Below are 12,200 nucleotides of genomic sequence, written 5' to 3'. Positions count from 1 at the left end.
CTGCCTTTAACCCTATGCCGACCCCTTGGTCAACGAATAGCCATCTGTTATGTGAGGCCATTCACCCTTTGCCATCGCCTGAAAGAAATCGCTTTCAATTGCCAGCCTGGCTGAGAGTGCTGCTCTAAATTTGAGCTGCTTCACGTATTTTTATGCGGGAGTTGGTTTCTTGGTTTTTATGCCAGGTGTAGATATTTCCTGGCAGGAATGAAAAGGTCGTCATTATTTTGCAAACCTAAAGTGACTGCATCGGAAATAACGGAGTCGGTTCGATGCAAGTCAATATTGCAGCAGTGGATTTGGGGGCCTCCAGTGGCAGGGTAATATGGGCCTGCTATGACCAGGACAGCGGTAAATTAACCCTCGAAGAAATGCATCGGTTTGCCAACGGCATGGTGCGGCGCAACGGCCATGACTGCTGGGACCTGGATGCCCTGTATGAGCATATCCTGACGGGACTGGGGCAGATCGATGGCCGCGGCATAGCGCTGGATGCTATCGGCATCGACGGCTGGGGGGTGGACTTTGTCCTGCTGGACGCCCAGGGCCAGCGCCTGGGGGACACGGTCGCCTACCGGGATGCCCGCACCGAGGGCATGCCGGAGCGGGTGTTCGCCAAGTTGTCCCGCCAGGGGATCTACCAGCGCACCGGCATCCAGTTTCTGCAGTTCAACAGCCTCTATCAGCTGCAGGCCATCCTGGACGAGCAGCCGGCCTGGCTGGACAAGGTCGCCCATCTGCTGCTGGTGCCTGACTACCTACATTACCGGCTCACCGGCGCGATGAGCTGCGAGTTCACCAACGCCTCCACCACCCAGCTCATCAACGCCCACAGCCGGGACTGGGATCCGGATCTGCTGGCCCTGCTGGGCCCGGCGGCCAACTGGCTGCTGCCCCTGAACGAGGCCGGCAGCCGCTTGGGCCACTGGACCAGCCCCAGCGGCCGTCATGTGCCGGTGATCCTGCCCGCCACCCACGATACCGGCTCCGCCGTCGTCGCCACGCCTTTGGCGGGGGAGGGGGAGGCCTACATCAGCTCGGGCACCTGGTCCCTGGTGGGGGTGGAAGCCATGACCCCCGTGACCCACGGGGCGGCCCTGGCGGCCAACGTCACCAACGAAGGCGGCGTCGCCGGCCGCTACCGCATCCTGAAAAACGTCATGGGGCTGTGGTTGGTGCAGGGGCTGCAAAAGGCCTTCCCCCAATACAGCTTCGCCGAGCTGACTTGGCAGGCCGAGGCCGCGCCGGCCTTTGTCAGCCTGATCCAGCCCAACGCGGCCTGTTTTCTCAACCCGACCGACATGGTGACCGCCATCCAGGAATACTGCGCCGCCAGCGGCCAACCCGTGCCCCGCACCCCCGGCGCCCTGGTGCGCTGCGTGCTGGACAGCCTAGCCCTGTGTTACGACCAGACCCTGGGGGAGCTGGAGCAGATCACCGGCCGCCCCATCGACGTCGTGCACCTGGTGGGGGGCGGCTCGCAAAACCAGCTGCTCAACCGCCTGTGCGCCGACCTGTGCCAGCGCCCCGTGGTCACCGGCCCCATCGAGGCTTCGGCCCTGGGCAACGTGACCTGGCAGCTGTTCGGCCTGGGCCTGCTGCCGGATCTGGCCGCGGTGCGGGAGCTGGTACGGCGCAATACCCCTTCACAGACCTGGTACCCCCAGCCGGTACCCACACTCGATGCCCAGCGCCAACGCTTTGCGCAGCTGTGCACCCAATCTCAACCTGAAACCGAGGACGTTGTATGAATCCCATGATTGAAACCGCATTTGGCCTGGCCCGCGAACAGTACGCCGCCCTGGGGGTGGATGTGGATGCCGCCCTGGAGCAACTGGCCAAGATCCCCGTCTCCATGCACTGCTGGCAGGGGGATGATGTGCAGGGCTTCGAGGCCGATGCCGGCGACCTGACCGGCGGCATTCAGGCCACCGGCAACTATCCGGGCAAGGCCAGCACCCCGGCCCAGCTGCGCCAGGATCTGGAGCAGGCCATGGCCCTGATCCCCGGCGCCAAGCGCCTCAACCTGCACGCCATCTATCTGGAGTCCGCCGAGCCGGTGGCCCGGGACAAGATTGAGCCCAAGCACTTTGCCGGTTGGGTCGACTGGGCCAAGCGCCAGCAGATCGGCCTGGACTTCAACCCCACCTGCTTCTCTCACCCCAACAGCGGTGACGGCATGACACTCGCACATCCGGACGAGTCTATTCGCCGCTTCTGGATCGACCACTGCAAGGCCTGTCGCCGCATCTCCGCCTACTTCGGCGAGTCCCTGGGCACGCCGTCGGTGATGAACATCTGGATCCCCGATGGCATGAAGGATCTGCCCGCCGACCGGCTGGGCCCTCGGCAGCGCCTGGTGGCCGCCCTGGACGAGATCATCAGCGAGCCGTTCGACGAGGCCCATCACATCGATGCGGTGGAGAGCAAGCTGTTCGGCATCGGCGCCGAGTCCTACACCGTGGGCTCGAACGAATTTTACCTGGGCTATGCCGCCACCCGTGACGTGGCCCTGTGCCTGGATGCCGGCCACTTCCACCCCACCGAGGTCATCAGCGACAAGATCAGCGCCGCCTCCCTCTATGTCCGCCACCTGCTGCTGCACGTCAGCCGCCCGGTGCGCTGGGACTCCGACCACGTGGTGCTGCTGGATGACGAGACCCAGGCCATCGCCAACGAAATCATCCGCAACGGTCTGCTGGAGCGGGTGCATATCGGCCTGGACTTCTTCGATGCCTCCATCAACCGCATCGCCGCCTGGGTGATCGGCACCCGTAACATGAAGAAGGCCCTGCTCAAGGCCCTGCTGGAACCCATTGACGCCCTGCGTCAGGCCGAGCAGCAGGGGGACTACGCCAGCCGTCTGGCGCTGATGGAGGAGAGTCGCAGCCTGCCGTGGCAGGCGGTATGGGATTACGCCTGTGCCCGGGAAGGGGTGCCGGTTGGCGCTACCTGGTTGGCCAAGGTCAAGGAGTATGAGGCCGAGGTGCTGAGCCGGCGTTAAGCGGCCCGACGGCCCGTGACTGTGCGGGCCGTCATAAGTTCGGCGGCGCGCCGCAGCCGCGGTGATGAAAAGGCTTTCCCGGGCGGGAAGGCCACAACACAATAACCCTTCAGACAAGGAACAGCATATGTCAGCAATCGCATCCGGTATCGGTTGGCACCTGGTGGGGGCCGCCTCCGCCGCCTCCTTCTACGCCCCGATCAGCAAGGTACGCCAATGGTCCTGGGAGACCACCTGGGCCTTCGCCGGCCTCTTCTCCTGGATACTGTTGCCCTGGATCATCACCTCCCTGTTGATTGATGATTTCGGGTCGTTTTACAGCGTGGTGGACAGCAAGGCCTTCTGGGGCATGTTCCTGTTCGGCGCCATGTGGGGGGTGGGGAACGTCAACTACGGTCTCACCATGCGTTACCTGGGCATGTCCCTGGGGATCGGCATCGCCATCGGCGTCACCCTGGTGGTGGGCACCCTGATGCCGCCTATACTGCGGGGTGAGTTCGGCCATCTGCTGACCACCAGCAGCGGCCAGATCACCCTGCTGGGGGTGGCGGTGGCTCTGGTGGGCATCGGCATCGTCACCTATGCCGGGCACCAGAAGGAGAAAGCCCTGGGCACCACCACCAAGGAGTTCAACCTGAAGAAGGGGCTCTTTTTGGCGGTGATGTGCGGCATCTTCTCCTCCGGCTTTGCCTTCGGTCTGGAGGCGGCGGCCCCCATCAAGCAGGCCTCGCTGGATCTGGGCATCAACCCCCTGTATGCCATGCTGCCCAGCTACGGCATCATCATGGGCGGCGGCGCCCTGGTGAACATGGCCTACTGCTTCGTCCGGTTGGCGGTACTGCCTGAGCTCTCCCTGCGCAACGACCTGGCGCAACCGGCCCGCGGCCTACTGATCAACGGCGCTCTGGCGGCTACCGGCGGCATCATGTGGTACCTGCAGTTCTTCTTCTACGCCTGGGGCGAGGCCAGCATTCCCGAGCACCTCTCCTTCGTGAACTGGATGCTGCACATGAGCGGCTATGTTCTGTGCGGCGGCATCGTCGGCCTGCTGCTGGCCGAATGGCGCGGCGTGGGTGCCCGCCCGGTCCGCATCCTGTGCATCGGCATGCTGGTGATCGTCGGCGCGGCCAACCTGGTCGGCATGGGCATGGCCTAAGGAGGCAAGCATGATCCGTAAAGCCTTTGTCATGGCGGTGCACCCGGGTCAGGAGGCCGAGTACCGCCGGCGCCACGATGCCCTCTGGCCCGAACTGGCCCAGACCTTGAAGGACCACGGCGCCAGCAACTACAGCATCTTCCTGCACCCGGCCACACTGCAGCTGTTCGGTTATGTGGAGATCGAGGACGAGGCGCGGTGGGAGGCGGTGGCCGCCACCGAGGTCTGCCAAAAATGGTGGGCCTTCATGCAGGCGATCATGCCCTCCAACCCCGACAACAGTCCCGTTAGCCAGGCCTTGACGCCCCTGTTTCACTTGGCCTGAAACGCCCGCTCGTTCGCTCAAACCGCCGGTTCTGCCGGCGGTTTTTTTTGTTGTGCCGGCCGGCCAGGGCGCTTGCCTGGCCTGGAGGTGCACAAATCTTCACCGCCAGCTGTCACACTCTGACAAACTTTAACACGCTTATTTATCTGAATTTTCACCCTGTGGCCGTCCGCTGACTTAGGCTTGGCCCCCCGCGGGTGGTAGGATAGGCCCCGGCAATCGCAGCCTGTCCCGGACTCAGGGAAGGCCGGCGAAGCCCTCCTCTTCGACTTCCACTTTATGCCAGACAGAACCATGACCATGACGGCTAAGCGCACCCTTTCGTTGACCCTTCTGCTTGTTCTTCTCCTCACCGCAGGGGGGCTGATCGTTCATTACTGGCCCGAGGCCGGTGCCACCGCCTCGGGGGCCCAGTCCGGTGGGCTGCACCGGGCCATGCGCCAGGGCGGGGGCTTCGGCGGCGGCGCGGTGCCGGTGCAGGCGGATACCGTCACCCTGGCCGATGTGGCCGAATATGTCAGCGCCCTGGGCACGGTCGTGCCCAACGCCTCTGTCACAGTCACCAGCCGGGTGGACGGTCAGCTGATGGCGGTGCACTTCACCGAGGGGCAGACGGTCAAGCGGGGCCAGCTGCTGGCGACTCTGGACTCCCGCGGCTTCGAGGCCACCCTGGCCCAGTATCAGGGGGCCCTGGCCCAGGATGCGGCCCAGCTGAAAAACGCCCAGCTGACCCTGGCCCGCTACCGCACCCTGTATGCCCAGGACTCCCTGGCCAAGCAGGATCTGGAGAGCCAGATCGCCACCGTGGCCCAGTATCAGGGAGCGGTGGCCTCTGACAAGGCGCAGATCGCCACCGCCAAGCTGGATGTGGAATACAGCCGCATCACGGCGCCCATCGGCGGCCGGGTGGGGCTGCGGCTGGTGGATCCGGGCAACATGGTGCACTCATCAGACACCACGGGCCTGGTCACCATCACCCAGGTGACCCCCATCGCCGTGACCTTCAGCGTGCCCCAGTCCTATGTGCCGACCCTGCGTCAGGCGCTGCAGGCGGGCAAGCGGCTCACCGTCATCGCCCTGGATCAGGACAACCAGACCCAGCTGGCCCAGGGCGAGCTGAACTTCATGAGCAACAGCATCGACGCCAGCACGGGCTCGGTGGCCCTGAAGGCCATGTTCGCCAATCAGGATGAAGCCCTGTACCCCAACCAGTTCGTCAATGTCCGGCTGCAGATCCGCGACTATCCCCAGGTGCCTGTGGTGAGCCGGGCCGCCATCCAGCTGGCCAGCAGCGGCAACTATGTCTATGTGATCGGCGACGATGACAAGGTCCGCCGCCAGACCATCACCCCGGGGCCGCTGTTTGGCAGCGAGCAGCAGGCGGTGCTGGCGGGTCTCAAGGGCGGTGAGCGGCTGGTGACCGCCGGCATCGATAGCTTAAAAGACGGCGTGCAGGTGCAGCTGGCCCAGGCCGCCAGCGGGAGCGAGTCAAGCCGATGAATCCCTCCGAGCTGTTTATCCGGCGGCCGGTAGCCACCCTGCTGCTGATGCTGGCCGTGCTGCTCTCCGGGGTGTTCGCCTACCGGCTGCTGGGTACCTCGGCGCTGCCCCAGGTGGACTATCCCACCATCCAGGTGACCACCCTGTACCCGGGGGCCAGCCCCGACATCATGGCCGCCTCGGTCACGGCGCCGCTGGAGCGGCAATTAGGCCAGATGTCGGGCTTGAGCCAGATGGTCTCCACCAGCTCAGGCGGGGCTTCCGTCATCACCCTGACCTTCAGTCTCGCACTCTCCTTGGACGTGGCGGAGCAGGAGGTGCAGGCCGCCATCAACGCCGCCAACAGCCTGTTGCCCGACGATCTGCCCAATCCGCCCACGTATAAAAAGGTCAATCCGGCGGACAGTGCCGTCATCATACTGGCGGCCACCTCCGACAGCTTGCCCCTGACTCGGGTGCAGGATCTGGTGAACACCCGCATCGCGTTGAAGCTCTCCCAGATCAACGGCGTGGGCATGGTCACCCTGGCCGGCGGGCACCAGCCCGCCATCCGCATCCGCGCCAATCCCCAGGCGCTGGCGGCCCATGGCCTGACCCTGCAGGACATCTACACCCTGGTGAACAACAGCAACGTCAATGGCTCCAAGGGGGGCTTTGACGGCCAGTTCCACTCCATCACCATCGACGCCAACGATCAGCTGCGTAACGCCGACGAATACGGCGAGCTGATCCTGGCCTACGAGAACGGCGCGGCCCTGCGCTTGAAACAGGTGGCCAGCATCGAAGAGGCGCCGGAGAACAGCTTCCAGTCCGCCTGGGCCAATCACAGCCCGGCCATCGTCATCAATGTGCAGCGTCAGCCCGGCGCCAACGTCATCGAGGTGGTGGACAGCATCAAGGCCCAGCTGCCGGCGCTGCAGCAGTCCCTGCCCGAGGGGGTGAGCCTGGCGGTGCTGGCGGATCGTACCCAGACCATACGGGCTTCCATCGCCGACGTGCAGTTCGAGCTGTGCCTGTCCATCGCCCTGGTCATCATGGTGACGTTTTTGTTCCTGCGTAACCTGCCTGCCACCTTCATCCCCAGCGTGGCGGTGCCCTTGTCGCTCTTGGGCACCTTCGGCGTCATGTACCTGGCGGGGTTTAGCCTCAACAACCTGACCCTGATGGCCCTGACCATCGCCACCGGCTTTGTCATCGACGACGCCATCGTCATGGTGGAGAACATCAACCGCCACATGGAGGAGGGGGAGACCCCCTTCAACGCGGCACTGAAAGGCTCGCGGCAGATAGGTTTCACCATCATCTCCTTGACCTTCTCCCTCATCGCCGTGCTCATCCCCTTGCTGTTCATGGGGGATGTGGTGGGCCGGCTGTTTCGCGAGTTCGCCATCACGCTGGCGGTCTCCATCTTCGTCTCCATGCTGGTCTCCCTGAGCCTGACGCCCATGCTGTGCGCCTATCTGCTGCGCCACATCCCCGAGGAGCGGCAGAGCCGCTTCTACCGCAAGGGCGGGGAGCTGTTCGATCGCCTGGTGGCGGCCTACGACAAGGCCCTGGGCTGGGTGCTCAACCATCAGCGGCTGACTCTGCTGGTGGCCTGCGGCCTGGTGGTGGTGACTGGGCTACTGTATGTGCTGAGTCCCAAGGGCTTCTTCCCCAGCGAGGACACCGGCATGATCCAGGGGATCTCGGTGGCCTCCCAGAACGTCTCCTTCACCCAGATGGCCCAGCGGCAGCAGCAGTTGGTCAAGCTCATCCAGGCCAATCCCAACGTGGATCAGGTGGCCTCCACCATAGGCGTGGACGGCAGCAACGCCAGCCTGAACAACGGCCGGCTGCAGATCGCCTTGAAGCCCATCGAGGAGCGCAGTGAGCGGGCGGACGAGATCATCGCCGAGCTGCAGCAGGCCAGCGCCCAGGTGCCGGGCATCCAGCTCTACCTGCAGGCGAGCCAGGATCTGTCGGTCAACGCCCAGGTGACCCCCAGCCAGTACCAGCTGACCCTGGATGACATCGACAGCGAGCACCTGGTGAGCTTCAGCCCCAAGCTGGTGGACGCCATGAACGCCTCGGCCGAGTTCAACCACGTGGTGAGCAACCTGCAGGATCAGGGGCAGGTGGCCTATGTGGAACTCAACCGTGCCGCGGCGGCCCGCTACGGCATCACGGCCGCGGACGTGGACACGGCGCTGTACAACGCCTTCGGCCAGCGGCTCATCTCCACCATCTTCACCCAGGCCAACCAGTACCGGGTGGTGCTGGAGGTGGCGCCCAGCTACCAGCACTCCCCGGCCTCCCTGGATGACATCTACCTGGCCGGCACCAGCAGCGACGGCAGCACCCCCATGGTCAAGCTGACCTCCATCGCCACCATCCACCAGCGCACCGGCTCCCTGGCCCATGTGCGGCTCAACCAGCTGCCGGCGGTGACCCTGTCGTTCAACCTCAACGACGGCTACTCGTTGAGCGACGCCCAGGCCAGGATCCAGGAACTGACCCAGACGCTGGCCATGCCGTCCACCATCACCTTGCGCTATCAGGGGGAGGCGTCGGCCTTCACCGCCGCCACCGGCAACACCCTGTGGCTGATTTTGGCGGCCCTGCTGACCATGTACGTGGTGCTGGGCATCCTCTACGAGAGCTTCATCCACCCGGTCACCATCCTCTCTACCCTGCCGTCGGCGGCGGTGGGGGCCCTGTTGACCCTGATGCTGGCGCGCACCGAGTTCAGCCTGATCGCCCTCATCGGCGTGATCCTGCTCATCGGCATCGTCAAGAAGAACGCCATCATGATGATCGACTTCGCCCTGGAGGCGGAGCACAAGCTGAAGATGAGCCCGCGGGACGCCATCCATCAGGCCTGCCTGCTGCGGTTTCGCCCCATACTGATGACCACAATGGCCGCCCTGCTGGGGGCCCTGCCCCTGATGCTGGCCCAGGGCTCCGGCGCCGAGCTGCGTCGCCCCCTGGGCCTCGTCATCGTCGGTGGCCTGGTGTTCAGCCAGGTGCTGACCCTCTTCTCCACCCCGGTCATCTATCTGTGGTTTGATCGCCTGGCCCTGCGCAGCCGCCGGCTCTGGCTGAACCTGGGTGGTGGCCGCCGCCCATGAACATCTCACGCCTCTTCATCCTGCGGCCGGTGACCACACTGCTGCTGACCCTGGCCCTGGTGCTGCTGGGGGCGCTGGGCTATCGCCTGCTGCCGGTGGCCTCGCTGCCCCAGGTGGACTTTCCCACCGTGATGGTGAGCGCCAGCCTGCCGGGGGCCAGCCCGGAGACCATGGCCGCCACTGTGGCCAGCCCGCTGGAGCGCTCCCTGGGGCAGATCGCCGGCATCACGGAACTGACCTCCATGAGCTCCCAGGGGTCCACCCGGCTCATCATCCAGTTCGATCTGGATCGCAACATCGACGGCGCGGCGCGGGACGTGCAGGCGGCCATCAACGCCGCCCGGGGCCTGCTGCCCACCAGCATGCCCTCCCTGCCCACCTACCGTAAGGCCAACCCGTCGGACGCCCCCATCCTGGGGCTGGTACTCACCTCGGATCTGCGCAGCAGCGGCGAGCTGTACGATCTGGCCTACAGCAAGCTGCAGCAGAAGATCGCCCAGGTGAACGGCGTGGGCAGCGTCAACGTCAGCGGCAGCGCCCTGCCGGCGGTGCGCATCGAGCTAAACCCCCAGCAGCTGAGCCATTACGGCCTGGCCCTGGACACGGTGCGGGCCGCGGTGGCCAACAGCAGCACGGCGCTGCCCAAGGGCTACTTGCAGGGGCAGGACCACTCCTGGATGATCACCAGCAACGGCCAGCTGCTCAAGGCCGCCGACTACCGCAGCCTGGTGGTGAGCTATCAGGACGGCCAGGCCATCCACCTGGGGGACGTAGCCAACGTCTACGATTCGGTGGAGGATCAGTTCAACCAGGGCTACTACAACCAGCAGCCGGCGGTGATGATGATGATCACCCGCCAGGCAGGCTCCAACATGCTGGAGACCACGGAGGCGGTGAAGGCCCTGCTGCCGCAGCTGCGGGCCTCCATCCCGGCGGACATCTCGCTGCAGCTGGTGATCGACCGCTCCGGCTCCATCCGCTCCTCACTCAATGACACCCAGGAGACCCTGCTCATCGCCGTGGCGTTGGTGATCGGCGTGGTGTTCGTCTTCCTGCGCAACTTTCACGCCATGCTGATCCCGGCCCTGGCGCTGCCGGTCTCCCTGGTGGGCACCTTCGCCTTCATGTACCTGTTCGGCTACAGCCTGGACATCCTCTCCCTGATGGCCCTCATCATCGCCACCGGCTTCGTGGTGGACGACGCCATAGTGGTGCTGGAAAACATCATGCGCTACATCGAGAAGGGCTACTCCCCCCTGCGGGCGGCCTTGAAGGGGGCCAAGGAGGTGGGCTTCACCGTGCTCTCCATGACCCTCTCCTTGGTGGCGGTGTTCATCCCCATACTGCTGATGGGCAGCATAGTGGGGCGGCTGTTCCGGGAGTTTGCCGTCACCCTGACGGTGGCCCTGGTGATCTCCATGCTGGTGTCGGTGACCCTGACCCCCATGCTCTGCGCCCGCCTGTTGCGGCGGCAGAACCTAACCCGGGTGCCCAACCGCCTGTACCGCACCATCGAGGCGGGCCTCGACCACCTGCTGGCCTGGTACGAGCAGGGGCTGCACTGGGTGCTGCGCCATCCGCGCTGGACCCTATTGAGCTTGCTGCTCACCATAGCCCTCAACGTCTTCCTCTATTCGGCCATCCAGAAGGGCTTCTTCCCCAACCAGGATACTGGCCTGCTCATCGGCGCCCTGCGGGCGGATCAGAACGTGTCGTTCCAGTCCATGGGCCCCAAGGTGCAGGTCTTTACCCAGCTGGTGGAGGCGGATCCCGACGTGGCCATGGTGGCCAGCGCCACCGGCAGCGGCGCCTTCGGCTCCCGCAACACGGCCAACCTCTTCATCACCCTCAAACCCGCCGACAGCCGCCAGGCCAACGCCTCGGCGATCGCCAACCGCCTGATGGCCAAGGCCCAGGGGCGGGTGCCCGGGGTGCAGATGTTCCTGATGCCGGCCCAGGATCTGCGGGTCGGCGGCCGCAGCGCCAACTCCTCCTATCAGTACACCCTGATGGCGGACGATCTGGCCACCCTGCGCAGCTGGACCCCCAAGGCCAAGGCGGCGCTGGCCAAGTTGCCCGAGCTGACCAGCGTGGATGCCGACGCCGAGGACGGCGGCCAGTCGGTGATGTTGACCATAGACAGAGACAAGGCCACTCGGCTGGGCATCACGGTCAAGCAGCTGGACACCTTCCTCACCAACGCCTTCAGTCAGCGCCAGGTGGTGACCCTGTATCAGACCTGGAACCAGTACCATGTGGTGCTGGGCCTGACCCCGGCATTCAGCCAGGAGCCGGCTGTGCTGAACCAGCTGCACCTGGTGAACGACGACGGGGAGGCAATCCCCTTGAGCGCCTTCGCCCAGATCGGTGGCGGCACCGCGCCCCTGTCGGTCAACCACCAGGGGCAGTCGGCGGCCAGCACCATCGCCTTCAACCTGGCCGATGGGGTCTCCCTGCAGCAGGCCCAGGCCGCCATCCAGACCACCATGGTGCAGATCGGCCTGCCGGACAGCGTACAGCGGGAGTTTGCCGGCACCGCCAAGCAGTTCACCGAGCTGACTCGAACCATGCCCTGGCTCATCCTGGCGGCCCTGCTGGCGGTGTATATCGTGCTGGGCATGCTGTATGAGAGCTTCATTCATCCGCTGACCATACTCTCCACCCTGCCCTCGGCAGGGGTGGGGGCCCTGCTGCTGCTGATCCTCACCGGCCAGCAGCTGACGGTGATCGCCCTCATCGGCATCCTGCTGCTCATCGGCATCGTCAAGAAGAACGCCATCATGATGATCGACTTCGCCCTGATGGCGGAGCGGCAGCAGGGGCTCTCGCCGGATGAGGCCATTCTCAAGGCCTGCCTGATGCGTTTTCGCCCCATCATGATGACGACCCTGGCGGCCTTTTTCGGTGCCTTGCCCCTGGCCATCAGCAGCAGCGGCGATGCGGACCTGCGCAGTCCCCTGGGGATCGCCATCACGGGCGGCCTGGCCCTGAGCCAGCTGCTGACCCTGTTTACCACCCCTGTGGTGTATCTGTATCTGGATAGACTCAGTCAAGGGGGGCGGGCCTTCTGGCGCCGCTTCGCCACCCGTTAATCGGCAGGACGGT

The 12,200-nt window shown here is 65.0% G+C and carries 7 protein-coding genes; all 7 read left to right on the top strand.

Annotation, left to right across the window (positions count from 1 at the left end; all coding sequences use genetic code 11):
• The first annotated feature begins 272 nt into the window (after nucleotides 1-272).
• The gene (gene rhaB, locus ABHF91_RS10780; RefSeq protein WP_409420297.1) at nucleotides 273-1,751 is read left to right on the top strand and encodes a rhamnulokinase; all 1,479 of its coding nucleotides are present in this window, start codon (nucleotides 273-275) and stop codon (nucleotides 1,749-1,751) included.
• On the top strand, nucleotides 1,748-3,004 hold the full coding sequence (locus ABHF91_RS10775; RefSeq protein ID WP_409420296.1) for an L-rhamnose isomerase: 1,257 nt from the start codon (nucleotides 1,748-1,750) through the stop codon (nucleotides 3,002-3,004). Before rhaB ends, ABHF91_RS10775 begins: the two co-directional genes overlap by 4 nt.
• Nucleotides 3,005-3,131: 127 nt before the next feature.
• Nucleotides 3,132-4,160 carry an L-rhamnose/proton symporter RhaT gene (gene rhaT / locus ABHF91_RS10770; protein WP_409420295.1) on the top strand — a complete coding sequence of 343 codons (1,029 nt, stop codon included), beginning with the start codon at nucleotides 3,132-3,134 and terminating at the stop codon, nucleotides 4,158-4,160.
• A gap of 10 nt (nucleotides 4,161-4,170) precedes the next feature.
• Nucleotides 4,171-4,485, top strand: coding sequence for an L-rhamnose mutarotase (rhaM, locus tag ABHF91_RS10765; RefSeq protein ID WP_409420294.1), 315 nt, complete (start codon nucleotides 4,171-4,173; stop codon nucleotides 4,483-4,485).
• A gap of 294 nt (nucleotides 4,486-4,779) precedes the next feature.
• Nucleotides 4,780-5,985, top strand: coding sequence for an efflux RND transporter periplasmic adaptor subunit (locus ABHF91_RS10760; RefSeq protein WP_409420293.1), 1,206 nt, complete (start codon nucleotides 4,780-4,782; stop codon nucleotides 5,983-5,985).
• On the top strand, nucleotides 5,982-9,095 hold the full coding sequence (locus ABHF91_RS10755; protein WP_409420292.1) for a multidrug efflux RND transporter permease subunit: 3,114 nt from the start codon (nucleotides 5,982-5,984) through the stop codon (nucleotides 9,093-9,095). The genes ABHF91_RS10760 and ABHF91_RS10755 overlap by 4 nt, the downstream gene beginning before the upstream one ends.
• Nucleotides 9,092-12,187, top strand: coding sequence for an efflux RND transporter permease subunit (locus tag ABHF91_RS10750; protein WP_409420291.1), 3,096 nt, complete (start codon nucleotides 9,092-9,094; stop codon nucleotides 12,185-12,187). The genes ABHF91_RS10755 and ABHF91_RS10750 overlap by 4 nt, the downstream gene beginning before the upstream one ends.
• Nucleotides 12,188-12,200: the final 13 nt, after the last annotated feature.

Origin of the sequence: Pseudaeromonas aegiceratis, from assembly GCF_046254905.1 — a bacterium.
GTDB lineage: Bacteria > Pseudomonadota > Gammaproteobacteria > Enterobacterales > Aeromonadaceae > Pseudaeromonas > Pseudaeromonas aegiceratis.
This window is presented reverse-complemented; position numbering and strand designations above follow the sequence as displayed.